Annotated in this window: 31 protein-coding genes; 19 read left to right on the top strand and 12 right to left on the bottom strand. The window is 57.9% G+C overall.

The features are described 5' to 3' along the window. The first annotated feature begins 73 nt into the window (after positions 1–73). From ACR0AA_RS10260 to ACR0AA_RS10240, 5 genes are all read left to right on the top strand, one after another. On the top strand, positions 74–1,210 hold the full coding sequence (locus ACR0AA_RS10260) for a Hint domain-containing protein (RefSeq protein ID WP_480663310.1): 1,137 nt from the start codon (positions 74–76) through the stop codon (positions 1,208–1,210). A gap of 937 nt (positions 1,211–2,147) precedes the next feature. Then, the gene (gene rpmB / locus ACR0AA_RS10255) at positions 2,148–2,435 is read left to right on the top strand and encodes a 50S ribosomal protein L28 (protein WP_170473488.1); all 288 of its coding nucleotides are present in this window, start codon (positions 2,148–2,150) and stop codon (positions 2,433–2,435) included. A gap of 175 nt (positions 2,436–2,610) precedes the next feature. Further along, complete coding sequence (locus ACR0AA_RS10250; RefSeq protein WP_480663312.1) at positions 2,611–2,760, top strand: hypothetical protein; 150 nt, start codon at positions 2,611–2,613, stop codon at positions 2,758–2,760. A gap of 82 nt (positions 2,761–2,842) precedes the next feature. Further along, on the top strand, positions 2,843–3,193 hold the full coding sequence (locus tag ACR0AA_RS10245) for a hypothetical protein (protein WP_480755941.1): 351 nt from the start codon (positions 2,843–2,845) through the stop codon (positions 3,191–3,193). A 44-nt stretch (positions 3,194–3,237) separates the two neighbouring features. Further along, complete coding sequence (locus tag ACR0AA_RS10240; protein WP_480755940.1) at positions 3,238–3,711, top strand: copper chaperone PCu(A)C; 474 nt, start codon at positions 3,238–3,240, stop codon at positions 3,709–3,711. A gap of 88 nt (positions 3,712–3,799) precedes the next feature. On the opposite strand, the gene ACR0AA_RS10235 is transcribed toward ACR0AA_RS10240, so the two are convergent. Together ACR0AA_RS10235 and ACR0AA_RS10230 are read right to left on the bottom strand one after the other, a co-directional pair. Next, positions 3,800–4,408 (bottom strand): HdeD family acid-resistance protein, encoded by a 609-nt coding sequence (locus tag ACR0AA_RS10235; protein ID WP_480755939.1) that lies wholly within the window; start codon positions 4,406–4,408, stop codon positions 3,800–3,802. 68 nt (positions 4,409–4,476) lie between these two features. Next, positions 4,477–5,172 (bottom strand): NAD-dependent deacylase, encoded by a 696-nt coding sequence (locus ACR0AA_RS10230; protein WP_480663410.1) that lies wholly within the window; start codon positions 5,170–5,172, stop codon positions 4,477–4,479. Between the two features lie 28 nt (positions 5,173–5,200). Between ACR0AA_RS10230 and ACR0AA_RS10225 the strand changes: the two genes are divergently transcribed. Next, positions 5,201–5,644 carry a low molecular weight protein-tyrosine-phosphatase gene (locus tag ACR0AA_RS10225; RefSeq protein WP_480663320.1) on the top strand — a complete coding sequence of 148 codons (444 nt, stop codon included), beginning with the start codon at positions 5,201–5,203 and terminating at the stop codon, positions 5,642–5,644. On the opposite strand, the gene ACR0AA_RS10220 is transcribed toward ACR0AA_RS10225, so the two are convergent. The 3 genes from ACR0AA_RS10220 to ACR0AA_RS10210 form a co-directional block, all read right to left on the bottom strand. After that, positions 5,641–6,582, bottom strand: coding sequence for a LysR family transcriptional regulator (locus tag ACR0AA_RS10220; RefSeq protein ID WP_480663322.1), 942 nt, complete (start codon positions 6,580–6,582; stop codon positions 5,641–5,643). The genes ACR0AA_RS10225 and ACR0AA_RS10220 overlap by 4 nt on opposite strands. A 66-nt stretch (positions 6,583–6,648) precedes the next feature. Then, positions 6,649–6,960 (bottom strand): hypothetical protein, encoded by a 312-nt coding sequence (locus ACR0AA_RS10215; RefSeq protein ID WP_480663323.1) that lies wholly within the window; start codon positions 6,958–6,960, stop codon positions 6,649–6,651. Between the two features lie 2 nt (positions 6,961–6,962). Further along, positions 6,963–8,063 (bottom strand): Hint domain-containing protein, encoded by a 1,101-nt coding sequence (locus tag ACR0AA_RS10210; protein WP_480663325.1) that lies wholly within the window; start codon positions 8,061–8,063, stop codon positions 6,963–6,965. 163 nt (positions 8,064–8,226) lie between these two features. Here ACR0AA_RS10210 and lepA point away from each other — a divergent pair, with 163 nt between their 5' ends. Beyond that, entirely contained in the window at positions 8,227–10,026 is a 1,800-nt protein-coding gene (lepA, locus tag ACR0AA_RS10205; RefSeq protein WP_480663327.1) for a translation elongation factor 4, read from the top strand. Positions 10,027–10,061: 35 nt separating this feature from the next. Here lepA and ACR0AA_RS10200 read toward each other — a convergent pair whose 3' ends face one another. Further along, positions 10,062–11,006 carry an aldo/keto reductase gene (locus tag ACR0AA_RS10200; protein WP_480663329.1) on the bottom strand — a complete coding sequence of 315 codons (945 nt, stop codon included), beginning with the start codon at positions 11,004–11,006 and terminating at the stop codon, positions 10,062–10,064. 285 nt (positions 11,007–11,291) lie between these two features. On the opposite strand from ACR0AA_RS10200, the gene ACR0AA_RS10195 reads away from it, so the two are divergent. Both ACR0AA_RS10195 and ACR0AA_RS10190 read left to right on the top strand, forming a co-directional pair. After that, positions 11,292–11,777, top strand: a complete 486-nt coding sequence (locus ACR0AA_RS10195; protein ID WP_480663331.1) for a hypothetical protein — start codon at positions 11,292–11,294, stop codon at positions 11,775–11,777. Between the two features lie 181 nt (positions 11,778–11,958). Then, positions 11,959–12,408: a hypothetical protein gene (locus ACR0AA_RS10190; protein ID WP_480663333.1), complete on the top strand. Its 450-nt coding sequence runs from the start codon at positions 11,959–11,961 to the stop codon at positions 12,406–12,408. A gap of 1,235 nt (positions 12,409–13,643) precedes the next feature. Here the strand turns inward: ACR0AA_RS10190 and ACR0AA_RS10185 are convergent. Further along, positions 13,644–13,781, bottom strand: coding sequence for an entericidin A/B family lipoprotein (locus ACR0AA_RS10185; protein ID WP_239336160.1), 138 nt, complete (start codon positions 13,779–13,781; stop codon positions 13,644–13,646). Positions 13,782–14,082: 301 nt separating this feature from the next. Beyond that, positions 14,083–14,424 carry an ArsR/SmtB family transcription factor gene (locus tag ACR0AA_RS10180; protein WP_239336163.1) on the bottom strand — a complete coding sequence of 114 codons (342 nt, stop codon included), beginning with the start codon at positions 14,422–14,424 and terminating at the stop codon, positions 14,083–14,085. Positions 14,425–14,759: 335 nt separating this feature from the next. Between ACR0AA_RS10180 and ACR0AA_RS10175 the strand changes: the two genes are divergently transcribed. The 6 genes from ACR0AA_RS10175 to ACR0AA_RS10150 all read left to right on the top strand — a co-directional run bounded on the left by ACR0AA_RS10175 (position 14,760) and on the right by ACR0AA_RS10150 (position 18,512). Further along, positions 14,760–15,392 carry an ATP-dependent Clp protease proteolytic subunit gene (locus ACR0AA_RS10175; RefSeq protein WP_480428421.1) on the top strand — a complete coding sequence of 211 codons (633 nt, stop codon included), beginning with the start codon at positions 14,760–14,762 and terminating at the stop codon, positions 15,390–15,392. A gap of 134 nt (positions 15,393–15,526) precedes the next feature. Beyond that, a complete protein-coding gene (gene clpX, locus ACR0AA_RS10170; protein ID WP_058282413.1) occupies positions 15,527–16,792 on the top strand; it encodes an ATP-dependent Clp protease ATP-binding subunit ClpX in 1,266 nt (421 codons plus the stop codon). A gap of 63 nt (positions 16,793–16,855) precedes the next feature. Next, entirely contained in the window at positions 16,856–17,218 is a 363-nt protein-coding gene (locus tag ACR0AA_RS10165; protein ID WP_480663335.1) for a RidA family protein, read from the top strand. A 79-nt stretch (positions 17,219–17,297) separates the two neighbouring features. After that, positions 17,298–17,681: an NADH:ubiquinone oxidoreductase subunit NDUFA12 gene (locus ACR0AA_RS10160; RefSeq protein WP_480663337.1), complete on the top strand. Its 384-nt coding sequence runs from the start codon at positions 17,298–17,300 to the stop codon at positions 17,679–17,681. Positions 17,682–17,694: 13 nt separating this feature from the next. Further along, positions 17,695–18,147, top strand: coding sequence for an outer membrane lipid asymmetry maintenance protein MlaD (gene mlaD, locus ACR0AA_RS10155; RefSeq protein ID WP_480663339.1), 453 nt, complete (start codon positions 17,695–17,697; stop codon positions 18,145–18,147). Then, positions 18,144–18,512 (top strand): DUF2155 domain-containing protein, encoded by a 369-nt coding sequence (locus tag ACR0AA_RS10150; RefSeq protein WP_480663341.1) that lies wholly within the window; start codon positions 18,144–18,146, stop codon positions 18,510–18,512. The genes mlaD and ACR0AA_RS10150 overlap by 4 nt, the downstream gene beginning before the upstream one ends. Here ACR0AA_RS10150 and aat read toward each other — a convergent pair. From aat to ACR0AA_RS10130, 4 genes are all read right to left on the bottom strand, one after another. Beyond that, the gene (aat, locus tag ACR0AA_RS10145; RefSeq protein WP_480663343.1) at positions 18,467–19,099 is read right to left on the bottom strand and encodes a leucyl/phenylalanyl-tRNA--protein transferase; all 633 of its coding nucleotides are present in this window, start codon (positions 19,097–19,099) and stop codon (positions 18,467–18,469) included. The two genes, ACR0AA_RS10150 and aat, sit on opposite strands and share 46 nt — an antisense overlap. A gap of 48 nt (positions 19,100–19,147) precedes the next feature. Continuing rightward, positions 19,148–20,497, bottom strand: coding sequence for an acetyl-CoA carboxylase biotin carboxylase subunit (accC, locus tag ACR0AA_RS10140; protein WP_480663345.1), 1,350 nt, complete (start codon positions 20,495–20,497; stop codon positions 19,148–19,150). Positions 20,498–20,506: 9 nt separating this feature from the next. After that, positions 20,507–21,010, bottom strand: a complete 504-nt coding sequence (gene accB, locus ACR0AA_RS10135) for an acetyl-CoA carboxylase biotin carboxyl carrier protein (protein ID WP_480663347.1) — start codon at positions 21,008–21,010, stop codon at positions 20,507–20,509. A 152-nt stretch (positions 21,011–21,162) separates the two neighbouring features. Next, positions 21,163–21,699, bottom strand: coding sequence for a LuxR C-terminal-related transcriptional regulator (locus tag ACR0AA_RS10130; RefSeq protein ID WP_480663349.1), 537 nt, complete (start codon positions 21,697–21,699; stop codon positions 21,163–21,165). A gap of 204 nt (positions 21,700–21,903) precedes the next feature. Between ACR0AA_RS10130 and ACR0AA_RS10125 the strand changes: the two genes are divergently transcribed. From ACR0AA_RS10125 to ACR0AA_RS10110, 4 genes are all read left to right on the top strand, one after another. Next, positions 21,904–23,199 (top strand): helix-turn-helix domain-containing protein, encoded by a 1,296-nt coding sequence (locus ACR0AA_RS10125; protein ID WP_480755938.1) that lies wholly within the window; start codon positions 21,904–21,906, stop codon positions 23,197–23,199. A 76-nt stretch (positions 23,200–23,275) separates the two neighbouring features. Further along, complete coding sequence (locus ACR0AA_RS10120) at positions 23,276–23,656, top strand: response regulator transcription factor (RefSeq protein WP_480663353.1); 381 nt, start codon at positions 23,276–23,278, stop codon at positions 23,654–23,656. Next, positions 23,653–23,967 (top strand): hypothetical protein, encoded by a 315-nt coding sequence (locus ACR0AA_RS10115; protein ID WP_480663355.1) that lies wholly within the window; start codon positions 23,653–23,655, stop codon positions 23,965–23,967. The genes ACR0AA_RS10120 and ACR0AA_RS10115 overlap by 4 nt, the downstream gene beginning before the upstream one ends. Then, positions 23,955–26,633 (top strand): ATP-binding protein, encoded by a 2,679-nt coding sequence (locus ACR0AA_RS10110; protein ID WP_480663357.1) that lies wholly within the window; start codon positions 23,955–23,957, stop codon positions 26,631–26,633. The genes ACR0AA_RS10115 and ACR0AA_RS10110 overlap by 13 nt, the downstream gene beginning before the upstream one ends. Positions 26,634–26,642 lie beyond the last annotated feature (9 nt).

Genomic DNA, 26,642 nt, shown 5'->3' with positions numbered 1-26,642 from the left:
CGATTTGGAGAGGGGGGGCTGTAGGTCCAAATTTGCGCGAACCGCAAGATGAGCGCACCGGAGGCCGCCGAACATGCCCGATATCAGAGGGACAAATGGTGCCGACAATATTGACGTCACGGGCAACCAAGGGACGCTGAACGGCTCGCCCGAGGGCTCGCCTATTGATGATATCCGCGGTCGCGGCGGCGACGATCAGATCAACGTGGTCAGCAGCACGATTTCCGGTGACGTTCGCGGCAACGGCGGAAATGACGACATCACGATTGTGAATGCCGAGATCGGCGGGCAGCTCAACGCCGGGCGCAATTCGGACACGGTCACAGTCTATGACGCGCTGATTGGCAACATCCGTCTGGGTCAGGGCAATGACACCCTTAACTTCATCCGCACCGAGGTCACCGGGGATGTCAGTGGCGGTTCCGGGCAGGACGCGCTCAACTTGCCAGTTGGAACAGTCGTCACCGACGCCAATTTCGGAACGTTCACTGTTGTCGACGGGGTATCATACTCACTTTCCAGCGGCACCTTCGAACTGCCCTCGGGGATTGTCACCACCTACAGCGGCTTTGAATCCGGGACCGGGTTTCTCTGTTTTACACGGGACACTCTTATCCGGACGCAACATGGATCAACCCGAATTCAGGATCTTCGGACCGGAGACCTGATCCCGACGCAGGGGAACGGATTGCAACCCATCCGCTGGATCGGACGCCGTGTGTTTATGGCCAGTGAGCTTGCAAACGACCCCAAACGGCGCCCCGTGCGTATCCTGGCCGGCGCGTTGGGCGGTGGTTTGCCGGATCGCGATCTGCTGGTCTCACGGCAACACAGGATGCTGGTACAGTCGAAAATCGCCAAGCGGATGTTCGGAGCCTCCGAGGTCCTGATTCCGGCGATCAAGCTGACCGCATTGCCGGGAATATTCGTCGATGAAACGGTCGACAATGTCGAATACTACCACCTGCTTTTTGATCGGCACGAGATTGTTTTTGCCGAAGATGCCCCGAGCGAAAGCCTGTTTACCGGACCCGAGGCGCTTAAGGCCCTCAGCCCCGAGGCGAGGTGTGAGATATTCGATATTTTTCCGGAGTTGGCAGATGTGAATCGCAATCCAAACCCGGCGCGCTTTATTCCAAAAGGACGTCAACAGGCACAACTGGTCGCCCGGCACCTCAAGAACAAAAAGCCGCTGGTGCGGGTCGGCTGAGCTGCGATATTCATCAGTGCGGAAAGGGCGGCTCGTCTCGCGCACTTCGATGTGCCGAACACCGGGTTGGCGGCCCAGTCGTTCAATTATCAGGGTGGACGAAGTGTGCGGCAAGACAGCGTTTTCGACGGAGATTGATTACGCACCTCACTCATGAATCCGGGGCGATCTCGCCGGAACGATTGGTACGTCAACTCTGAAACGACCGCACTTAAAGCCTGCCTTTCAAAATTGGCGCCGATTTTGGAACACGTATCGGCGACGGGTTTTTCAATGGGCGGATATGCCGGCCTGCGCCTCGCATGGGCGCTGAACCTAACGTTACTTGTTGCCGTTTTCCTCCCAGCTTTCAATTTGCGAAGATCACGTTCCGTTTGACTGGCGGTTCAAAAAATAGGCGAAAGAGTTCGATCCCGATCTCGGGGCGTTGTCGAGTTGTAGGCATTCTGTACAGGGCCCCAATCAGGTTGATCCGTTCAATCGGGCCAATTTGTTGAACGCGACGATGATCCAGGGGGGGGGCATTCCCGGCGATGGAAATCGCGAGGCTGTGTTTCGGAGGCCATTCGGCAACTTCAGTGATCCGGCAAAGTGGCCGATACGCCAGGTTGCAAAAGCTGTTGCACGGCAGCGACTATCACTTGAAAAGGGGCATCCGGCTACATCGGGCCGCGCGTCCGAAAAAACCTCGCTACTGGGAGCGTTTTGGCTGTTCCAGCGGCAATTTCCGGGCGGCTGGGGCTGGAAGAACACGCATTGAAACGCGTTGCAGTCCAAAATAAAAACTTGGCGTCGTGAAAGCGTGGCATATGGCTTGACCCCGCCAGCGATTCCCACTACACGCATCCAACCAGTTTTCGGGCGCGACTTCGGGTTGCGCCCCTTGTGATTTGGCCGAAGGTGTAATACCTGGCCACCAGAAACAAAGGAAGAAACCATGTCGCGCCGTTGCGAACTGACCGGAAAAGGCCCGATGACTGGCAACAATGTCAGCCACGCCAAAAACAGAACTCGTCGTCGTTTTCTGCCTAACCTGAACGACGTTACACTGCAGTCGGAAACCCTGGGCCGTGGCGTCAAGCTGCGCATCTCTGCGGCTGCACTGCGTTCGGTGGACCACCGTGGTGGTCTGGACGCGTTCCTGGCCAAAGCCAAGGACGAAGAACTGTCCGACAACGCACTGAAAGTGAAAAAGGAAATCGCCAAGGCGCAAGCTTCGGCCTAATCCTGTTTTCCTGAAAGAATTTAAGCCCTGTACCACCCGGTGCAGGGCCTTTTTTGTTTGCTGGGTATCTGTTCTTAAAATGGAATTAAATTTTCGGTTTAGGTGATATTGTTCACATACAACTTGCGTCCGCCATCTTATGTTTAGTCATATTCATCTGGCGGAGTTAATTCTCATGTCTTTCAAGTCTTTCAACGCGTTCTCCCTGTTGGCCGCATTTTTCGGCAAGTCAGTTGGGACATGTCTACGGATGCAGCGTCAGGTGAATCGGCTGCACACCAGCCTGACCAAAGGGTCCGTCAAACGTCCGGAACCGGATCGCTGACACTGTCCTCCCAGCCCTGGGCTTCATGCGCGTCTGATTGCGCTTGAAGCCCGCTTTGTCTCTGGCCTATATCGGGGGCAGGATGAAGCTTTTTCTGAATAGATTCCTGCCCGTTGTGCTATCGCTGCTCGTCATTCTGACGGGGCAGGGCGTTTCGGCATCGCGCGGAATGGATCGGGCCGTCGGGCAGATGGTGCTTTGCACAGGCTCCGGACCGGTTGTGGTCTATATGGATGCCGAGGGGCAGCCAACTCAGCCTCCCCATTTCTGCCCGGATTATACGCTGACCCTGTTGGGCGCGGTAGCCGTCGCGGAACCAGTGCTGCCGATTGCACCCGAAAACGACCGTCCGGTACCTCGGCGCGAGGCGGACAATCTGATCGCTCTGCCGGTCCCGTCCAAGCCGGCCCGTGCGCCTCCAATAGATGTCTGAACCGTTTCCTTACCCTATCAGACACTTAATACAGGAGAGGCGCTATGTCCCTCACATCCAAACTTCTGGCTACCCTGGCCGCTGCAACACTTGCCACTGCTGCCTTTGCGCAGGATACGATCACCGTTGACGATGCCTATGCCCGGTCATCGGGCAAGACGGCCAAGACGGGTGCGGCCTTCATGATGATTCAAAACACCGGGGATGCCGATGATCGGCTGATCGGTGTGGAATCGGAAGCTGCTGCACGGGTCGAATTGCACACCCACATTGTTGACGATAATGGCGTGGCCAAGATGACCCACGTCGAGGAAGGGTTCGCCATTCCTGCCGGTGAGACCCACATGCTGAAACGCGGCGGTGACCACGTGATGTTCATGGGCCTGACGGCCCCGTTCGAGCAAGGCGGGATGGTTCCCGTGACGTTGATCTTTGAGAATGCCGGCGAAGTAGAGATCGAGGTTCCTGTCGATTTCGAGCGTCAGGATGCTGGCGGTCACGGCACGCATTCCAACTGAAGCGACGCCCGTCTTCGGGCCGATTTGCCGCCGACATCCATGCGCCAGGCCGGGTTTTACCCGGCCTGTTGTCCTTGTGGGACTGAGATCAGCGATTGACTACCCGCATGGCCACGCGGTCATGGGCGCGTTTGAAGCGCATTGCCAGCCAGAGCATGACTGCGGAAAAGGCGAGTGCAGAGAAAGCGATTGCCCAACCGAGAGCCACCATGCCACTGCCGGGCCAGAACAAAAGCACAAGGCCGATCACAAGGGCAACGATTCCCGAGTTGCGCACTGTTGGGGCATCAGGGTGGTCCCCCGACATTTGCCGCCACGCCATCAAGGAGCCGATGCCGACGATCAATGCCCAGGCACCCAGCAGGAAAAACGCCAGGCGGGCAACGCCCTCGGGCCAGATCAGCAGAACCAGCCCGATCAATAGGGCGCCGACACCGAAGCCTCCGATCAGCCCGCGCCGCCCAAAGCCCAGTAAGGTCAGGCCGCCGTCGAGAACCAGAAGAACCCCAACCAGCCGTAGCAACAACGCGATACTACCTGTCGGCCAGAACAGGGCGGCAATCCCCAGCGCACCGGCCAATATCCCGCGCAGAAGGAATGTCCACCAAAGATCGGTCAGCTGATTCCCAAGGGCATCACGACCATCAAGGGTACCATCGTCAAGAATTTCGCCTTGTTGGTTTTGGGGGTCTGTCATCTGGGTCTCCCAGCTTGTTACGCCTTTACTATAAACAGGAAATCCGGCCCGTGTCTGCGGATTTTGCCTTAGCGTTGGCCCAATAACCGGTCGACCCAGCGCGGAACGGTTTCGGTGGCAGGGCCCAGTATGACTTCGTCGAAACTCGACGCGCCGGTTGACGGGTCGAGATTCAGTTCAACTGTTCTGGCGCCGGACATCGCGGCTTCGTGTACGAAGGCCGCCGCAGGATAGACCTGACCTGAAGTGCCGATGGCCGCAAACAGACCAGCCCCGGCCAGATGGTCGTAAATGTTATCCATGTGGTAAGGCATCTCTCCGAACCAGACCACATCCGGTCGCGCCGTTGGGGCCGCGCAGGCGGGGCAGGGTTCCGCCACGGCCATTTCGGGTGGTGCGGTCCAACGATGGCCGCAGGCAGCGCAGAGCGCGCCTGCCAACGTGCCGTGCATGTGAATTACGTCCCTGGCACGACTGCTTTCGTGCAAGCTGTCGACGTTTTGGGTAACGATCACAACCTCGCCGGGCCAGTCACGTTGCAACCGCGCGAGCGCTTCGTGCGCTGCGTTGGGTTGCGCCTTGGCAGCTTGCACCCGGCGGGCGTTATAGAATTCGTGTACCAGCGCCGGATCGCGGGCGAACCCTTCGGGGGTGGCAACGTCTTCGATCCGGTGCTGGGCCCATAGGCCGCCTTCGTCGCGGAACGTGCCCAGCCCGCTTTCGGCGGAAATCCCGGCCCCTGTCAGAATGACGATCTTTTCCATCTCAGCCCTTCGCGTTACACCGTGGTTCATGACCCACCGTATCCTGTTCGTCTGTCTGGGCAATATCTGCCGTTCCCCCGCTGCCGAGGGCGTCTTTCGCGCCCGTGCGCCCAACTACATCACCGACAGTGCCGGAACCTCTGGCTGGCATATCGGTGAACCGCCCTACGGTCCGATGCAAAAGGCGGCGCGGGCGCGTGGGATTGACCTGGGTGATCTTCGGGCGCGGCAATTCGTGGCCGGGGATTTTGACCGGTTCGATCTGATCATTGGTATGGACGCCAACAATATTGCCGATATCGAGGATTTGCGGCCTGCGGGCAACGAAACCCCGGTTCGTCTACTGACGGATTTTGCGCCACAGGCTGGCGCTGACCACGTGCCCGACCCGTATTATACCCGCGATTTCGACGGTGCGCTGGATCTGATCGAGGTGGCGGTCGAGGGCGTTGTCGCGCATTTGCGCGGCTAGTTCATCAGCTTTAACCGGTTGTTCAGCCACGGTAATTGCGCCAGCGCCGGGTCGACGATCTGGCTACCCATCAGGCGACGCATCATACCCGCGACCTCTTGCGGGACCTGATCGGACCAGTCGGAGCGGGTGAACAGGGATATCGTCCGCGAGACGTCTCCGATCGGGGCGGGGTGCGCCTCAAGATCATCGTGGAAACGTGCGGCCCGCATATAACCCAACGGTGTTGTAATCGCCCAGCCGAGACCGCGCGCAGCCATTGCCATCAGCGCCAGGTGCGAGCCAATTTCGAAACGCTCTTCGAACTCCAACTGTTGCCGCGCCAGATGCGCCTCGATCTGGCGGCTGATCAATTGCTCGCGGGCATAGCGCAGGAAGGGCAGTTCCTGCATGGCGTTCTCAACCCCTTTGGGTGTAACCAGAATAAATGGGTCACGCACCAGCGGATACTCGACGACGCCCTCCAGCACTTCGCCGCTGTGGGCCGAGACCACCAGATGCAGGCGCTGAGCTTCTAGCTCGGCGAACAGATCAAGGCTGGGTAGGGTGATCAGTTTGAACTTGGACCGCGTCAGACTTTCTGCCAGCAGTGTCGCCAGGCGTGGGGTCAGGTCATTGTCGAAGTCGTCGATCAGGCCGATGGACAGGGTTGCAAGGTGACCCAGGTCCATCACAGTCAACTCGCTCTGGGCTATCTGCAACTCGGCCAGAATGGCCTCGGTTCGCGCCAGAAAGCTGCGCCCGGCTTGCGTCAGACGCATCGGGCGTCGTCCGTGGTCCACCAGATCGGTGCCCAGCGCATTTTCCAGATTGCGCAACTGTTGGGACACCGATGGCTGGCTGAGCCCCGTGATTTCGGCAGCCTGCGCCACCGAACCCGTCCGCGCCAGAGCCTCGAACACTTCGAGACCACGCAGGGTCAGCCCTTTCATAACCATTTGACATACCTTTCGCTGCGCCTTTTCTGGGGCGCAGCGTTGATCAGGTCAAGGATTGAGATCAGCTTAGCTGCAGATCGCCTGTGCCATTTGGCCGAAGTTCTGATATCGATCCCAAAGCGCATCGTCGCGCGCGGTTTTCGACATCTTGAGTTCTTGCGCCTGATGAGGGTCTTTGAACCACTTGGCGACCGTTTTCTGATCGCTGCGCGTCAGTGCTTGGTTGGCCACTTGCTGAATGCAACTGCACCGCGCCCGGGTTGCTGCCTGTCGTTCAGACGCCAGACATGCACGTTTAATTTGCGCGGCTTCAACTGTCTGCGGTGCAATCGTCGAAATCGACGCGGCACATAGTGCGATAAGGAGGAACTGTTTCATGCTCATGCCTCGTTTTTGCCTGCCCGGAGGGATCTGACGCCCCTCTCAGCTTGCGCGGGAGTATGAAACAAACAGTTCTCAGGATCAATGGCCAAGATGTTTCGCAACAATAGCACGGCCTCTTTGCGCCTCAGAGCGGGCCGAGCGGTTTCCGCCGTACCCGGGAGGTGCCGGGGGAGGTCGGGAAAGAACAACCCGTCTGGGTCCGTGCTTTTGTGCTGGGAGACGGCCAAAAGGCTCTCAGATGCGGCTCCGTTGGCGCGGATGACACTGTGGCGTTCAAGCAGGAAGTGGTGATAACAAGCTGTCTTTTGGTTTGACGGCGTGGCAATCCCGGCATCGACGAGGCTGATCGCGGGGATGAAGACTTCGGGAGTCGTAAAAAGTAGCTCAGCTAGCGGATGCTGGATCAAAATCCTGTGCTGTTGCGAAACCTTCAGCGGCGCGACCGCGGACAAAACACCTGTCGGGATCTCAACCAACCTGAAACGCCCTGCCGAAATGACATCCTGCGAGCCGGCCCATTGCACAGGTAGATAGCCGCTGTCCTGCGTCCAGACCAGATCGCCCGGTTGCAATGCCTCGATCGGAATGGCGCCTTTGTCGGTTTCTATCGAGGTCCCGCTGCTATAACAAATTGGGGTAACGTAATCGTCGACGGCAAAGCTGGGACCTTCCTGAGTGCCGACAACCGTTAGTGTAACGCCTGCCGGAGGAAACTCGCCCGGGCCACCGATAAAGGCGATTCCTTCGACGGTGGCATAGGATGGCGATGAATTGTTCACATTGAATGCAATCGCCTGCCACGTGTTCGTGCCATCTGTCAGGGTGATGCCATATTCGGCCTCCACCCGCGCGCCGTCTGAATAGGGGATGCCATCAATCGTCTGATCGCCGTCCAGCTGCTGATTTCCATCGTTATCGGAAAAGGTGGTGTCGTTGCCGCCATCCCGGATAAAGACTTCGGTGATATTGCGCGTGTCAATCTCGATGGTCTGTCCGATCAGGTGAACACCCGTACCCTGATTGATGCCATCCAGCCCTTGCGGAACTGAGATCGACAGCTGGCTTTCCCCCAGCACAAAGATGGAATAATTGGCCAAGGTTTACTCTGCTTTCTTGTTGGTGCGTCGGCCATTCAGCGCCATGATCCTACGCATTCGCTGATTTTAGGTAAATGCGACAGGGCAGAAAGACACCATCGCGGCCTTTTCTGCAACGCTTCACCGCTTGACGAGGCTTCATTCTGCGGACATATCCCGTTCCATGACAGACCTCGCTCATATCCGCAATTTCTCCATTGTCGCGCATATCGACCATGGCAAATCCACCCTTGCTGACCGGCTCATCCAAGAGACCGGAACGGTTAAGGATCGCGACATGAAGGAACAGTTGCTCGACAGCATGGATATCGAGCGTGAACGCGGCATCACCATCAAGGCCAACACGGTTCGCATCGACTATACCGCCGATAACGGCGAGAAATATGTGCTGAACCTGATCGACACCCCGGGCCACGTGGACTTCGCCTATGAGGTCAGCCGCTCCATGCGTGCGGTCGAAGGCTCGCTGCTGGTTGTGGACTCGACCCAGGGGGTCGAGGCGCAAACGCTGGCCAACGTGTATCAGGCCATCGACGCCGATCATGAGATCGTGCCGGTGCTGAACAAGATCGACCTGCCCGCGTCCGATTGTGACCGCGTGGCCGAACAGATCGAGGATGTGATCGGCATCGACGCGACCGACGCCATTCAGGTCAGCGCCAAAACAGGGCAGGGCATCCACGAAACGCTGGAAGCCATCGTAAAACTACTTCCCGCACCAAAGGGTACTCTGGACGCGCCGCTCAAGGCGATGCTGGTGGACTCGTGGTACGACGCCTATCTCGGTGTCATCGTTCTGGTTCGTATCATGGACGGCACGCTGAAAAAGGGCATGCGGGTCAAGTTCATGTCGAACGGCACCCTGCACCATGTCGACCGCGTCGGCGTATTCCGCCCTGAGATGCAGATGGTTGAGAGCCTCGGTCCCGGTGAGATCGGCTTCCTGACTGCCTCGATCAAACAGGTCCGCGACACCCGCGTCGGTGATACCATCACCAATGACCGCAACGGTACCGAGGTCGCTCTGCCGGGCTTCAAACCCGCGCAGCCTGTGGTGTTCTGCGGCCTTTTCCCTGTCGACAGCGCCGAATTCGAAGACCTGCGCGACGCGATCGAGAAACTGGCGCTGAACGACGCCTCATTCTCCTACGAAATGGAAACCTCGGCCGCGCTGGGCTTTGGCTTCCGCTGCGGCTTCCTTGGCCTGTTGCACCTCGAGGTCATCCGCGACCGTATCGAACGCGAATACGATATCGAGCTCATCACCACCGCGCCGTCGGTGATCTATCACGTCTACATGAAAGACGGCGAGATGATCGAGCTGCACAACCCGGCCGACATGCCCGATCCGTCCAAGGTTGATCACATCGAAGAGCCGCGCATCAAGGCGACCATTCTGGTGCCCGACGAATACCTTGGCGATGTGCTGAAACTCTGCCAGGACCGTCGCGGCATCCAGCTGGACCTGACCTATGCGGGCAGCCGCGCCATGGTCGTCTATGACCTGCCGCTGAACGAGGTCGTGTTTGACTTCTACGACCGCCTGAAATCGGTGACCAAGGGCTATGCCAGCTTCGACTACCAGATGACCGGCTATACTGAGGATAATCTGGTCAAGATGTCGGTGCTGGTGAATGACGAGCCCGTCGATGCGCTGTCCACCATGGTTCACCGCGACCGGGCCGAGATGCGGGGCCGGGCGATGTGCGAAAAGCTCAAGGACCTGATCCCGCGCCACATGTTCAAAATCCCGATCCAGGCCGCCATCGGCGGCAAGGTCATCGCGCGCGAGACCCTCTCGGCCCTGCGCAAGGACGTGACCGCGAAATGTTACGGAGGCGACGCCACGCGGAAACGCAAACTGCTGGACAAGCAGAAGGCGGGTAAGAAAAAGATGCGCCAGTTCGGGAAGGTGGATATCCCGCAGGAGGCGTTTATTTCAGCGTTGAAGATGGACAGCTAAGGCTGTCCGTTCTCTCCTTTCTTTGTTGACGCATACTAGGTTGCCTCTGGGTCAGCCTCCGATTGCCCGAGGTCGGCAAGCGCATTCCAGACCACCTCTGGAATATCCCAATTCGCCCATTCTATTGTCTGCCGAACGTGTTGTGGCCAAGTGACTCCACACACCGTTGAGGTAATGTTCTCGTCCCTAAGTGAAAACTGCAGCGCCAGCGCGCCCATCGGGACGTCGTGGCGAGCACAGATTTTCTCAATCTCACGCACCGGGGCAAGCGTTTCGTCTGTTGCCGGCCGGTAGACGTAGAAGTGATGCAGCGCACTGCCCTTTGCCAGAACGCCCCCTGCGTAGGGCGCGGCATTTAGAACCGAGACCCCTTTTGATTTGGCCAGTTGAATCAATGGTGCTGCGTTGACGTTCACAAGTGTATGCCGGTTATGCGTCATCACAACGTCGAAGTCTCGGTCGCGGAGCATAGGCATGAGAACATCCAGCTTTCCGCCTGCCAGTCCGACGGCGGTTGCCAAACCTTCCTCTTTCATCCGGAACAACTCGTCTAGCGCGCCTCCGTCGCGTGTAATCTCGTACACGTCGCCAGCATATTCCGGATCATGTAGGTGGAGGATGTCCACGCGGTCTACGCCAAGCGCTTTAAAACTTTGCTCAAGGGATCGCCGGGCCTGAGAGGCATCGAAAACGCTGGTTTCCATGTTGCGGTCGATTTTCGTAGAAAGTACTCGACCTTCGGGCCAACCGCCCAGCTCGCGAATGACATCCCCAATACGTTCTTCGCTACGCCCAAGTGCATAGCCGCGGGCGGTATCAATAAAGCCGCCAGGCTGAGCCAGGATTGTCCGCAAGGTCTCGCGCGCGCGTTCTTCATCAACCTCGTACCCGTAGATTTGCGGGATGCTGCCAATACCCGTCGAGCCAAAACCGATATGCGGAACTCGAATTCCCGGTTTGCCAATTTCCTGACTGTCCATGATAACCCCCCCCTCTTTTAACATTGGAATTTTTGAATATTAAGCGGGGTGAACCATGGACGCAAATCCGCGGGAGATTCTTCCAATGGATAATCCAATAAGGCTGAGATTGGCGTTTGTTTGGCATTTGTAAGCTTGCCAATGCTCTTGTGGGGTGAGGTCAGGGGCGCAGTTTAGACGCTCACATCGCGATGTGTTATTGTGACCACGGGGAGCCGCGTTCAAGCGGATTCAATGATTGTTCAAACGCTTGCAACGCCCGAACCTCAGAAAAGAGAGGGTATTATGCACAAGTTCTTTCAAGCGACCGCCGTCACAGCCTTAGCCATCGGTCTGTTTGCTGCCTCGGCCCAGTCGGAAACGTATGATGCAGCGGGCAAGGGTATGGGGGTGAATTCGAACAAGGTCATCGAAATTTCGGACGGCCACGCCGTGGTGAACACGCAGACCGCATATGACAGTTTCGAAGTTGCCGCCGGTCATCCACTGGAAGGGGCAAGCGGGGCATGTTTCGGTGCGCTTTTGATCAATGGGGCCGGGATCTCGGGCACCGGCAACTGCGTGTTCGACACCGCAGCGGGGGAGAAGGCAGTTATGACCTGGACGGCCACGGGATTTGGTTCAGACGGTGCCCTGACCGGCGACTGGACCGTGTCCGGAGGCTCGGGTGGATGGGCCAGCGCAACGGGGGGCGGAACCTTTTCCTCGCTGACCGATCCCGATACCATGAAATTCGTAAACACGATCAGTGGAAACATCACTGTCGAATAATTGTGTTTAACAGCGATGTGTTAGGGCAGGGGCGCGCGGTTTTGCGTGCCCCTGAACGCGTCGAGTGTCTGATCGTTGAGTTAACTCATTGTGAAGTTTCCCTTAGGTAAGTTGTATCCTGTGCACTCCCTCCCAATCTGATCAGCAGGCCAGCAACGGCCATGAACTCGGAGGAGAGCCCATGACCAGATTTTTGACTGCCGGAGCAGCCGCTCTGGCCACGACCCTCACCCTTGGAACGGCCGCATTGGCCGACAATACCCCGGACCTGCGCGGCACGTGGTTAGGGTCTTACACGACCGTATCGCCCAGCCTTGGACAACGGGGTGACGAACCTCGATTCAATCAGGCGGAATGGATGCTGGATGTCCAGATTCAGGAAGACAATGTCTTCTGGGGGCCCAGCAAGTGGCGCCGGGATGGCGACACCGATTGGAATGAAAACGAGGCCACAGGAACCATTAGCCTGGATGGGTCGGGTTCGATTGGCATCGTTGAGACTTCACCGCTGGTGATTGGCGCGAATGCGTTGATCGATGCGCGGTACGAAGACGGCAAAATCTATGCCGATTTCCGTAGCCTGCGGAACGGAACGACTTACAGCACCGTTCTGGAACGACAGGTGAACTGAAGTGTTTCCGGCCCGACCGGCTGTAGGGGGTACTGGCTGCACTGTGTGGCGGCGCTTAAATGGTAATCCCGGTCGGGTCGGAACGCTTCTCAAAAAAACGGAACCAGCGTCTCCACAGGGAGGAGACGGGTCGGACGGCAACGTGACTGCTTGCGATGGGATCCAGACTGCTTTGTGTCGGAATGCGGCGTTCCTCGGTGCGATGCGTCTGGATCTCGCGATCCTTCAGCTCACTTCGCTTGTAGTGTGTTACCGTCCGGCCGCGGTCTTCGCATCCTGCGAATGCTGTTAATTCGGCTTTGTTAGCCGCCTGACACCAAGTATCAAATCCAAAATCTGGTGACGTTGTCCAAGGGTGCGCGTTTTTCCACATCGGCGGGTCGAAGGAAAGGCGTCACAAGTCGACGAATCTGTGCTTGTGCGATTCGACAGATTGGGCCTTTGGCAGTGTTCAAATCCAGCACACCGCACCGAATGGGCGGCGTGGCGGTCTTCGCAGGTGCAGAAAGAGCCGAAAAGTGGGCGATCGCCTCGCGTTTGGTCTTTTCCATCTACAAGACTGCGCGGTGTTTCGATTTCCGGAGTTATCCAAAAATCTCTCCCGCCGGATATCAACATTTTATCCCCGTCTAATTTTTATGCTGCAGTGCTATTTTCTTGCCGGACTATGACCCGGATGTAACAGTTTGATTACCGCAACGGTTCTTAGGAACTTGGGTGGTACGCAAAGGCCAAGGGGGTCAGCGCAGTAAAGGTAGATCTCAGGATTTTCGTTTATGTGCAAAGGCTTACCGGTGGATGGTCAGCTGATTTGGGTGTCTGACCCCGATCAGGTGAACAGACTCTCAGAAGGTCAATGCGTGTTGTGAGGCACTTTAGGGTGTCGCTCAGCGGTCGTGGCCCGCATCAGGGCCAGGGCAACTGGATCGAGCGTCCCTCGGGCGCATCGACCCGGCAAGGCGTCAGGAGTGTCCGAGAGGATACGTGCAAAGACCGCGTCTGCGCACCTGACGCCTTTTCCTTTTTCTTCGGGCTTTTGGGCTCAATCAGGTTACCACTCTGCCCCCTCGTAAGACGGGAACGGGGTTCTTGTGCGTGCACAAGAACCCCGTGGTTGTGTCAGAAATGCATTACCGCGTCTATGCACCTGTACCAACAACTATACTGAATTTAGGCACAGCCATCAACCATATCTTGTGTATGATTGCGGCAACTCCGCAACATAATGAAAGGCTTTAGATGTTCTGCTGGACGTCTGTTGCAGCTTCCTGAATGGCGTCACCTGCATTTTCGATGTCTTTGCCTGCACCCTTCGCAGTCTCGCATGCGGCGAGAGAAAACAGGGCGAGTCCAACCAGAATTGCGCGGATCATCAATACCTCCATGTGTTTTTTCTGAAACTTGCGTAGCAGTTTTCTTATGCAGGAACCAGTATTTTGCCGCGCCTTTATTCTGGTTGGAATACGTCCGGACCGTGGCGGCGTCCGAGCCCCCCAGGCTCGAATGAACGAGAGGGTACGTCGGCTATTCGGTGGGGGGCCTCAAATGGGGGCTGAGCAGCAGGTCGCCCGCACGCAACGAAATGGTGCCGCACGAGGTAACACGATGCTGCGGAGCCGCAGACGATATGCACAGGCAAACCCGCGCGATCAGGAAGTACCCAAAAAGGCGGTGTCAGCTTTTTTCGTCGTTGCAGAACAACTCGTACACCACTTCCAGCATGCGACGTGGTCTGTCGTCCGCCAGTCGGTAATAAATCGCTTTGCCTTCGCGCCGGGGAATCACCAGCCCTTCCAGACGAAGGCGGGACAGTTGTTGTGAGACCGCTGCCTGACGGGCGGACAGCAGGTCTTCCAGTTCAGTCACAGATTTCTCGCCGGACACCAAATGGCAAAGGATCATCAGTCGGCCTTCGTGACTGATAGCTTTGAGGAAATTCGATGCGCGGGTCGCGTTTCCGGCCATCCGGTCGAAATCGTCAGATGTCATATTCTGTGATACCTGAGGCAAAGCCATTGGTGTATTCCTTTCGGGCCCTGTGTCGGGCGCGTGTTTTCTTTTCGAGTGGTCCGCAAAGGCGGTTCGCATTGCTACACGTTCTGGGCATGAATTTCCATATGCACGGATCAAAATGATGTGATGGGAAATGAGGAAGTTAGATTCTATCGCCTCAATCCGAGGTTTTGTTCTGTGCAGCTGCATGGCCTACTTAGGCACTTCGGCCCCGTTGGCCTGCGCGGGTTGAGCGCGATCTATCCTGCCCCCCTTGCAGCCCCCCCGTGGCGACACTAAGACTCGGGTAACGTTTCTTCGGGTAGTGTCCCGATCCACAGCAAAACAGGCAGGTTCTCATGTTCGATCCCGTTGATACCTATATGAATACGCTCGTTCCCATGGTCGTCGAACAGACCAGCCGGGGTGAGCGGGCATACGACATTTTCTCGCGCCTTCTGAAAGAGCGGATCATTTTCATCAACGGTCCGATCCACGATGGGATGAGCCATCTGGTCGTGGCGCAGTTGCTGCACCTGGAAGCGGAGAATCCGAGCAAAGAAATCTCGATCTACATCAACTCGCCTGGCGGCGTCGTGACCAGCGGTTTGTCGATTTACGATACAATGCAGTATATCAAGCCGAAATGTTCGACATTGGTAATCGGTCAAGCAGCCTCGATGGGATCGGTTCTGCTGGCTGGTGGTGAGAAGGGAATGCGCTTTTCGCTGCCCAACAGCCGGATCATGGTCCATCAGCCCAGCGGCGGATATCAGGGTCAGGCCAGCGACATTATGATTCACGCGGCCGAAACGCAGAAACTCAAGGATCGCCTGTATGACATTTACGTGCGTCATACCGGCCAGACGAAAAAGGCGGTTGAAAAAGCGCTGGATCGTGACAATTTCATGAGCCCGGAAGAAGCGAAAGAATGGGGTCATATCGACGAAATCGTCGAAAATCGCGCCAAAATGGATGGCGACGAGGCCTGAGAATAAGTCCCCACGTCTTGGGCGTGGGGAACATTTTTGAGATTGTAGCCGCCCCGGTGGTGGCCTAAGCTGCAATCACATGCGGCAATCGCGGCCCGACAGGGGCCGCAGGGATGAAGCCCGAAAGGTAGAACATGGCGACGAATTCAGGCGGTGACGGCAAAAACACGCTCTACTGCAGCTTCTGCGGCAAGAGCCAGCATGAGGTGCGCAAGCTGATCGCCGGCCCGACCGTTTTCATCTGCGATGAATGTGTCGAACTGTGTATGGACATCATCCGTGAAGAGACGAAGGCCAGCGGCTTGAAGTCCAGTGACGGTGTGCCTACGCCCAAAGATATTTGCGAAGTGCTGGATGACTACGTCATCGGTCAGGCCACCGCCAAGCGGGTCCTGTCGGTCGCGGTGCACAACCACTACAAGCGTCTGAACCACGCACAGAAGGCGGGCAGCGATATTGAACTGGCGAAGTCCAACATCCTGCTGATCGGTCCGACCGGTTGCGGCAAGACGCTGCTGGCGCAGACGCTGGCGCGGATTCTGGATGTGCCGTTCACCATGGCGGATGCGACCACACTGACCGAGGCCGGTTATGTGGGCGAGGATGTCGAGAACATCATCCTGAAACTTTTGCAGGCCAGCGAATACAATGTGGAACGCGCGCAGCGCGGCATCGTTTATATCGACGAGGTCGACAAGATCACGCGTAAGTCCGAGAACCCGTCGATCACACGTGACGTATCGGGCGAGGGTGTGCAGCAGGCGTTGTTGAAACTGATGGAAGGCACTGTCGCCAGCGTTCCGCCTCAGGGTGGTCGCAAGCACCCGCAGCAGGAATTCCTGCAGGTCGACACCACCAACATCCTGTTCATCTGTGGCGGAGCTTTTGCGGGTCTGGATAAGATCATCGCTCAGCGTGGAAAGGGCTCGGCCATGGGCTTTGGTGCCGATGTGCGTGACAATGATGAGCGTGGCGTGGGTGAGATCTTTAAGGACCTGGAACCCGAAGACTTGCTGAAATTCGGTCTGATCCCGGAATTCGTTGGCCGTTTGCCTGTCCTGGCGACGCTGGAGGATCTGGATGAGGATGCTTTGGTCACCATCCTGACCAAGCCCAAGAATGCTTTGGTCAAGCAGTACCAGCGCCTGTTCGAACTGGAAGACGCTGAGCTGGCCTTTACCGACGATGCGCTGAAATCGATTGCCAAGAAGGCTATCGAACGGAAAACCGGCGCGCGGGGTCTGCGTTCGATCCTCGAAGATATCCTGCTGGACACGATGTTCGAACTGCCGGGAATGAAAAACGTGACCGAGGTTGTGGTGAACGAAGAGGCAGTGTCGTCGGACAAGCAACCTCTGATCATTTACGCCGATGCGGCGGAATCAGCTTCGGCCGGTTAAAGCCAAACGGAAATCAAAAATACGGCGCGGCACTGACCGCGCCGTTTTCTTATGGGGGATAGCATGACGATCAAACGCATTTCGTCCGGCGGTGAATTTGAAGCTAAGATTGGTTATTGCCGCGCCGTTGTCGCCGGGGGCTGGGTCCACGTCGCCGGTACGGTTGGTCAGGGTGATGATGTCACCGAACAATGCCGATCAGCATTAAGCACAATCGAAAAGGCCTTGGCCGAAGCAGGTGCCAGCTTTGCCGATGTGGTGCGTGTAACCTATATGCTGCCGGATCGGTTCGAGTTTGAACCCTGCTGGCCGATCCTGCGTGAAACCTTCGGGGCCAACCCGCCGGTAACAACAATGATCGAATGCGGGTTGATCGACCCGAAATACCGGATCGAAATCGAAGTTACCGCCTTTCTGCCAGAATAAGGGGTGCGGTCCTTGTGACACTGGACCTTGGCGTGCCTTTGGTCCATATCTGCGTGTACAGAAATGCCGGAGGCAACCGATGGGAATCCTGAACAGTCTTTTGCGGGCCGTGACCTGGTGGAACGGAGCCACCCTGAACACGCAGATTTATACTGCCCGTAAGGGCATTAAGGTCGGCGAGGACGACGAAGGCAACGTGTTCTATCGCAATGCCGACGACAGCAAGCGCTGGGTGATTTTCAACGGCGAGGCCGAGGCAAGCCGGATTGACCCGGACTGGCACGGCTGGCTTCACCGCACCTGGGATGAGCCGCCGACGGACAAACCGCTAAAACATAAATCCTGGGAAAAAAAACATCAGGAAAACCTGACAGGCACCGCGCTGGCCTATGCGCCTGCGGGATCTCTGCGCCGCCCGGACCCGGTCGAGCGTACAGACTATGAAGCCTGGAGCCCGGAATAACACGAGGCGCGCAATGTCGACCTACAATGCAACCGAAGTTCTGGTCGGCGGGGCCGTTCTGGCTTGTGCGATCGCCTTCGGCGTCTATGCCAGTCAGTCTACCGGCCTTTCGCAAAGCAGCAATGGCTATGAACTGGGTGCCTCATTCCGATCCTTGGAAGGGGTGGGAGTGGGCACCGATGTGCGCCTTGCAGGCGTCAAGATTGGCACCGTAACGGGCGTTACCCTGAACCCCGAAACCTATCGCGCCGACACTACATTCACGATCTCAGATGGAATTCTGGTGCCTGATGACAGCGCGATTGTGATCTCATCCGAAGGGCTGCTGGGCGGCAACTTTGTCGAGGTTATGCCGGGCGGTTCGCCGTTCTATTTCGAAGCGGGTGATCAGGTCGAAGACACGCAGGGCGCGGTCAGTCTGATTTCCCTGCTGGTGAAATTCGTGGCCGGAGACGGAAGCGAATGAAGCGGCTTGCCATGATCGCAGCACTGCTGACCGCCACGGCGGCTACGGCCCAGCAAAAGGCCACGTCCGGTCCCGGCGCAATGCTGCGCGGGCTGGACAAGGTCAGCGGACAGACGGTCGACGTTGAAATGCAAAACGGCCAGACCCAAGCTATTTTTGGTTTGGATGTTGCATTGGGCGATTGCCGTTACCCAGCGGATAACCCGACCGGGGACGCCTTTGCGTACCTGACTATTTGGGAAGAAGGTAAGACGGATCAACTGTTTGACGGCTGGATGATTGCGACTTCACCGGCCCTTAACGCGCTGGACCATGCGCGTTACGACGTCTGGGTGATCCGTTGTATTACGCCTTCGGGCGACTGATTCACGTCTGCCGTAAAGTCTGCGCTGGCATCAAGTGCCTCTTCAAGTTCCTGCCGGTATTGCGTTCGGGGTATTTCGATTGCCCCCAACGAAGCAAGATGAGCGGTCAGAAATTGGGTGTCGAACAACCGAAACCCGGTTTGACGCAGGCGGTCCACCAGATAGGCCAATGCGATTTTTGAGGCATCCGTTCGGCGTGAAAACATGCTTTCTCCAAAAAACGCCCCACCCAACGCGACGCCGTAAACACCACCGACCAGGGCCTCTCCGTCCCAAATTTCCAATGAATGGGCGCGGCCAGTTTGGTGGAGTTGCTGGTACAATCCACGTAGCTCGGCGTTGATCCAGGTGTCGGCGCGATCAGCGCAGCCCTCGACCACCCCGGAAAAGTCGTGATTTATGGTAATGGCAAAGCCGCAATTTCGGATACGCCGCGCAAGGCTGCGCGAGATGTGGAAGCCATAAAGGGGAAAGACGCCGCGAAACTTGGGATCGACCCAGAACAGTTCAGGATCGTCGCGGTGCTCGGCCATCGGGAAGATGCCGATCGAATAGCCGTGCAGCAATAGTTCTGGGGTCAGGCTCATGCGGGGCACCATGGGACCAGAATGCCAACGCCCTCTGGTCCCAAAGATTTATTGGGCCATATTCGCCGCAAGCCAGTGTTCCAGCCAGTGGATGTTATAATCACCGCTGTGAATATCGGGCTCTTGTAGCAGCGCGTGGAACAGGGGCACGGTGGTATCGATGCCGTCCACGATCAGCTCTCCCAACGCACGATTCAAGCGGGCCAAAGCCTCATCCCGGTCGCGACCTTGAACGATCAGTTTGGCAATCAGCGAGTCGTAGTAGGGCGGAATCGAGTATCCGTCGTACAGTGCCGAATCCATCCGCACGCCCAGACCGCCGGGCGCGTGATATGCTGAAATCTTGCCCGGGCAGGGTGAGAAATTCGGCAGCTTTTCAGCATTGATCCGGACCTCGATGGCGTGGCCATTGATTACCAGATCGTCCTGACCGAACGACATCGGCTCGCCAGCGGCGACGCGAATTTGCTCGCGCACCAGATCGACGCCGAAAATACCTTCGGTCACCGGATGCTCTACCTGCAGGCGGGTGTTCATTTCGATGAAATAGAACTCGCCATTTTCGTACAGGAACTCGATCGTGCCCGCGCCGATATAGTTGATCTTGGCCACGGCGTCGGCGCAGATCTTACCGATCCTGGCGCGTTCCTCGGGGGTGATGCAGGGGCCGGGTGCCTCTTCGAATACCTTCTGGTGGCGGCGCTGCAGCGAGCAATCGCGCTCACCCAGATGAACCGCCTTGCCTTTGCCGTCGCCGAAGACCTGGATCTCAATGTGGCGCGGCGTGGTCAGGTACTTTTCGATATACACCTCGTCATTGCCAAAGGCGGCCTTGCCTTCGGCGCGCGCGGTCATGAAGGCGCTTTCCATCTCATCAGCGTTTTTCGCGACTTTCATACCGCGACCGCCGCCACCGGCAGTGGCTTTGATGATGACGGGATAGCCGAATTCCTCACCGATTTTCTTGGCCGTGGCCAGATCGGGGACACCGCCATCAGAACCCGGAACGCAAGGTACGCCCAGTTGTTTCATCGTATCTTTGGCGGTGATCTTGTCGCCCATAACACGGATGTGTTCAGCGGTGGGGCCGATGAAGGTGATGCCGTGATCTTCGACAATCTGCACGAATTCGGCATTCTCGGAAAGGAAGCCATAGCCGGGGTGGATCGCCTGCGCGCCGGTAATTTCACAGGCCGAGATGATCGCGGGCACGGACAGATAGCTTTGCGGGCTGGGCGGAGGGCCAATACAGACCGATTCGTCCGCCATACGCACATGCATCGCGTCGCTGTCGGCGGTGGAGTGCACGGCGACCGTCGCAATCCCCATCTCGCGCGCGGCGCGGATGACGCGCAGGGCGATCTCGCCTCGGTTGGCAATCAGGATCTTGTCGAACATGGGCCCGCCTTACTCAACGATGACCAGAGGGGTGCCGAATTCCACAGCGTCGCCGTCACCCACCAAAATGCGCTTGATGGTACCCGACTTGGGCGCGTGGATGTGGTTCATGGTTTTCATCGCCTCGACGATCAGCAGTGTGTCGCCTTCGGACACAGATGCCCCGACGCTGATGAACGCAGGCGCGCCCGGTTCGGGCTGCATGTAGACGGTGCCAACCATGGGCGAAGTAACGGCGCCGGGATGGCTGGCCGGGTCTTCCTGCGCGGCTGGAGCCTCGGCAGGGGCGGCGGCTGCGGCGACAGGGGCGGCCGCGAGTGCCGGTGCTGCGGCCGGAACGGCCACCTGAACCGGAGCGGGCGCAACCTGCGACATGCGGCTTACGCGCACGTTCAAGCTGTCTTCCTCGCCATATTCACGCTTGACCTGCAGTTCGGTCAGGTCGTTCTCGCGCAGCAATTCGGCCAGAGCCTTGATGAATGCCACATCCGCTTCGTGTTTGGTGTCTGTCATGAGTGTCCTCGACGGTTCCCCTTTGGCCCGTCTATTTCATGCGGGCTTTTGGTCTGATTACGCAGCGTTATAAGCCATGCGCCTTGTCATGAAAAGCGCGTCTCGGCTTGTCAGATAGGGGTTTTACCCAAGTTTTTGAGAGGGAAAGGCGTTTAGAGCGGCATTCCCGAGAGTTTTGCCACCAGTTCCGGTAGTTTACGTGCGCCAAACTTCTCCAGCAAGCGGGCGCGGTAGGCTTCGATTGTGCGATAGCTCAGCCCCAGTTCCACTCCGATTTCCTTAGCGGACATGCCCCGGCAGGACATTATGGCGACTTCGCGTTCACGAGCCGTCAGCTCGACGAGGGGGCGTTCCTCCGAGATGTCAGAAAAGCTCCAGATTCCATGGCGGAACGGGTCATCCGGGGTCAGGGATCGCCCGCGTGCCCGGCACCAGAACAGATCGCCGTTGCGTCTGCGCATAACACGCTCGTCGGTATAATACCCGGTGTCGCGCATCACTTGCAGGCTGCGGGCACCAATGCGTTCCCAATCTGCGACCGACGGGTAGAGGTGCAGCAGAGGCATATTGCGATACTCTGCTTCTTCGCCGCCAAAGGTGCGTGCGAATTGCAGATTGCAACGTCGGATGATGCGGTTTTCCAACTCGACCAATCCGATGGGGGCATATTCAAAAGCTGGATCGCTCATCTGGGTATCGTGCCGGGATTTCGGGGAAAATAGAAGGGGGCTGGTGCAATTTTGGTCGTGCGGCAGTCAATTGGGTGTTCGCGATGTCAGGTGAACTTGAGGGCACATTTGTGAAGCCTGTAAACAGACTATGAAAACTGGCTGTTAAGCGTTAGAAATCTATAGGGAGTTCTGAAAAGGTGGGGGTAACATGGGCGCGAGATCATGCGCGATACGCTGACGGGCAGCCGTATTCGTGAGCGACGCCAGATCGCGGGTCTGCGTCAGGCCGCGCTTGCGCGGCAGGTTGGAATTTCAGCGTCTTATCTGAACCTCATCGAACACAACCGCCGACGGATCGGGGGTAAGCTGCTGGTCGATATCGCCAATGCCTTAGCTGTTGAGCCTTCGCTGCTGACGCAGGGGATCGAGGCGACGCTGATCTCGGCATTGCGCGAAGCCGCAGCAGATGCCGTAGGGCAGAAGGCCGAGGTTGACGGGCTCGAGGAATTCGCAGGGCGGTTCCCGGGTTGGGCAGGTGTGCTTGCTCAGATGCACCGGCGAGTCGTGTCGCTGGAGCGCACTGTCGAAACTTTGTCGGACCGTTTGACCCACGACCCGCACCTGGCCGCGTCCATGCATGAGGTCCTGTCAACCGCTGCCGCGATTCGTTCAACGGCGGCGATTTTGGCCGAGACGCAGGAGATCGAGCCCGTATGGCAGGACCGTTTCCACCGCAACTTGCATCAGGATGCAGAGCGGCTGGCGGACAGCTCCAAGTCATTGGTGGCGTATCTGGACGATTCCGAATCTGCCGAAGACCGTCGCGGGGTGCCTAGCGAGGACGTTGAGGCGTTCTTCGATGCCAACGGCCACCATTTCCCTCGGATCGAGGAAGGTGGAACAAGCTCGGATATCGATCTGAGCAAACTGGAATCAACTGCAGCAAGAACTGTGACCAAGAGTTTTCTGGATGTCTACGCGGCCGATGCACGGGCGATGCCCTTGGCCGAAGTTCAGACTGCTCTGACCGAGGCTGAGCCAGACCCGTTACGGTTGGCAGCTCGGTTTTCGGTTGATGTTGCTACGGTGCTTCGGCGGTTGGCCGCGCTGCCCGAAGGATATCTGGGACGGCCAACAGGGCTGGTGGTTTGTGACGCGTCCGGAAGTATTCTGTTCAGCAAGCCCGTTCCGGGGTTCGCCATGCCCAGATTTGGCGAAGCATGCCCGCTGTGGCCGTTGTTTCAGGCGCTCAGCAGGCCATTGGTTCCGATCCGCAAACGTGTCGTGCAGCTGGGGCGAACCGCAGCCGAATTTGATTGCTACGCCTATGCCTGGCCTCAGGCGGTGTCCGCGTATGACGATGCGCCGGTTTACCACTCGGTCATGCTGGTTCGGGCGGTGGAAGAAGGGGGACAGGACGCGCAATTCGCCACAAGGGTTGGCCCAAGCTGTCGGGTCTGCCCCAATGGCGACTGCAAGTCGCGCCGAGAGCCGTCGATTCTGAGCGAAGGTTTTTGACAGTTTCCTGACAGAGCGCGTAAGCTGACGCCGACGGGTTCACGAACAGAACACGTCACGGGGAGGGATGGAACATATGAGCCGTAAGGTTCTGTTAATTGAGGACGAGCCCAACATCGCCGAAGCTATTCGTTTTTTGCTGACGCGCGAAGGTTGGCTGGTGGAAACGCATGCCGAAGGTTCGGATGCGATTCAGGTCATTCAGGGTGCGAACCCTGATCTGGTTATTCTGGATGTTATGCTGCCGGGGAAAAGCGGCATGGAGATTTTGCGTGATCTGCGCGAGATAGAAGACCTGCAGGGTTTGCCGGTTCTGATGCTGACGGCCCGAGGGCAATCGCGTGATCGGGAAATGGCTGAAAATGCTGGGGTCAGCCGCTTTATGACCAAACCCTTTTCCAATGCCGAAGTGCTGACGGCTGTGCGTGACCTGCATGCGCAGGCGACGCGGTCATGAGCCTGGGCGAAGATCGACAGCCCAAAGGGGCACGGCCTTCGCTTTTTCTTGAGCGTCACAGCTATCGCCGTCGCAGGTTGACGGATGCCGCGCGGCTGTTGCCAATTCTTGGGGCGGCTTTGATCGCGCTGCCGTTGCTATGGCCCAGTCAGAGTTCGACTGGTGACGGCGTGCCTTTGTCTTCGGCCATTCTGTACATTTTTTCCAGTTGGGCTTTGCTGATTGTGATCAGCCTGATCTTTGGCTTTGCCGCCAGACGCATGGCAGCAAATGACGATTCCGAGCCGGAGTCGGATCGATGGCCACGCTGAATGTTCTGATTCTCGTTTGCCTTGGCTATGTCGTACTGTTGTTCGGCGTGGCCTTTGCAGCCGACCGGATGGCGGCAGCTGGCAGGGGGGCTTGGCTGCGGTCTCCGTTGATCTACACACTATCGCTATCAATCTATTGCACCGCTTGGACGTTTTACGGCGCGGTCGGCAATGCGGCGCGGTCAGGGTTGGAGTTTGTCACGATTTACCTCGGGCCTACGCTGGTCATGCTCAGCTGGTGGTGGGGTCTGCGCAAGCTGGTGCGGGTCGGGCGCAGCCAGCGCGTGACCTCCATCGCTGACCTGATCTCATCGCGTTACGGCAAGTCCAATACGCTGGCGATCTGTGTGACGATTTTAGCTGTGTTGGGCGGGACGCCCTACATCGCACTGCAGTTGCAATCCATAACCCTGTCTTTTTCCATTTTTGCCGAGGCTGATCCATCCGGTTTGTACCGTGAAGGATCCAGCGTGTTCTGGGTGGCCGCCGGGCTCGCGGTGTTCGCGATTCTTTTTGGGACCCGAAATCTGGACGCGAACGAACGCCACCACGGGGTGGTAACGGCAATCGCACTGGAATCGGTCGTAAAACTCTTCGCTCTGCTCGCAGTCGGGATATTCGTCGTATGGGGTATCGCGGGTGGCGTCGGCCCGATGATGGATCGTATCGATGCGTCCGAGATCGGACAGTGGAACGTGGATGGCGGGCGCTGGACAACATTCATCTTTCTGTCTGCCGCTGCTTTCATCTGTTTGCCGCGCATGTTTCAGGTGATGGTAGTTGAGAACGCTGATGAAGGGCATCTGAGAACTGCGGCCTGGGCTTTTCCACTTTACCTGCTGCTGATGAGCCTGTTCGTCATTCCCATTGCCGTTGTAGGGCTGGATTTGATGCCGGAGGGGTCGAACCCGGACCTGTTTGTTCTGACCGTGCCCTTGTCACAGGGTAATGACTGGCTGGCGATGTTCTCATTTATCGGGGGGTTCTCTTCGGCAACCTCCATGGTCATCGTGACGGCGATGGCGCTGTCGACCATGGTGTCGAACCATCTGGTCATGCCAATCTGGCTGAGCACACAGGAAGGTTCCGGCTCGGTGTCCGGGGATGTGCGCAACGTCGTGCTGGTTGCGCGACGTGTATCCATCGCGGTCATCATGGCACTGGGCTTCTTCTATTACCGTTTGTCCGGCGGCGGCGCCGCTCTGGCATCAATCGGGCTGGTGGCCTTTGCGGGGATTGCCCAGATTCTGCCGGCGCTGGTGGGTGGCCTTTTCTGGCGCGGGGCTACGCGAACCGGCGCGCTGGTTGGGCTGACAGTTGGGTTCCTTCTGTGGATCTACACGCTGCTGCTGCCGGGGATGGGCGGCGCCCTAATGCCCGAAACGGTCCTGCAAAATGGGCCATTCGGTTGGAGTTGGTTGCGCCCTCAGGCCCTATTTGGGATCGACGGCATGGACCCGATGGTCCACACGGTCATGTGGTCGCTGACCCTGAACACATTTGCATTCTGCGCCGCTTCCCTGCTGAGCTTTCCCAGCCCGCTGGAACGACTGCAAGGCGCGCAATTCGTCAACGTTTACGACCACTCGGTCGCGCCGCGGGGCTGGACGGGGTCCGTGGCGCAAAGCGAAGACCTCATGATCATGACCCAGCGAATTCTGGGCGCGGGTCCGGCACAGGAATTTTTTCAGGCTGAGGCCAAGGCGCAGGGCGGCAGGGCAAGCCTGCCCGAGCCAACGCCGGGTTTTCTGGAACGTCTGGAGCGCGAGCTCAGCGGTTCGGTCGGGGCTGCGACGGCTCATGCGATGATCGGGCAGATCGTCGGCGGTTCATCGGTCTCGGTCGAGGATCTTTTGGCCGTGGCGGACGAGTCAGCGCAACTGTTGGAGTACTCCAGCCAGCTTGAAGTCAAATCCGCTGAACTTAGCCGCACCGCGAGGCAACTGCGCGAGGCCAACACCAAACTCACACAAATTTCCGAGCAAAAAGACAGCTTCCTCAGCCAGGTCAGCCATGAATTGCGTACGCCCATGACATCGATCCGCGCGTTTTCTGAAATCATGCGCGACACCGATGGTCTGAGCACGGAGGAACAGACACGCTATGCTGCGATCATCCATGATGAGGCATTGCGGCTGACGCGATTGCTGGACGATCTTCTGGACCTGAGTGTGCTGGAAAGCGGGCGGGTCAGCCTGAATGTGGGCGGGGATACGCTGTACTCGGTTCTGGATCGGGCAGTGTCCAGCGCGCTGGCCGGATCGCGACCGGCGTTAAAGGTTCAGCGGTCAAGATCGTCAGAGCGGATCCCACTGCACACCGACCTTGATCGGCTGGGGCAGGTTTTCATCAACCTGATTTCGAACGCACAGAAATACTGCGATGCGGATGACCCGGTCTTGACCATTTCAGCCCATGACGTTGGTGGGCAGGTCGTTATCGACTTTGCTGACAATGGTAGTGGCATCCCGCCCGAAGCGCAGTCGATGGTGTTCGAGAAATTTGCCCGCGTTGGCGTGGACAAGGCAGGCGGCGCCGGGTTGGGACTGGCGATCTGCCGAGAGATCATGCAGCGTCTGGGCGGCGAGATCAGTTACCTGCCCGGTCAGGGTGGCGCGGCGTTCCGCGTCCGCCTGCCATTGGCTTACCAGCAGGCCGCGCAATAAGGCGGCCAT

The sequence above is a fragment of the Ruegeria sp. CE8 genome, assembly GCF_056537465.1.
This window is presented reverse-complemented; position numbering and strand designations above follow the sequence as displayed.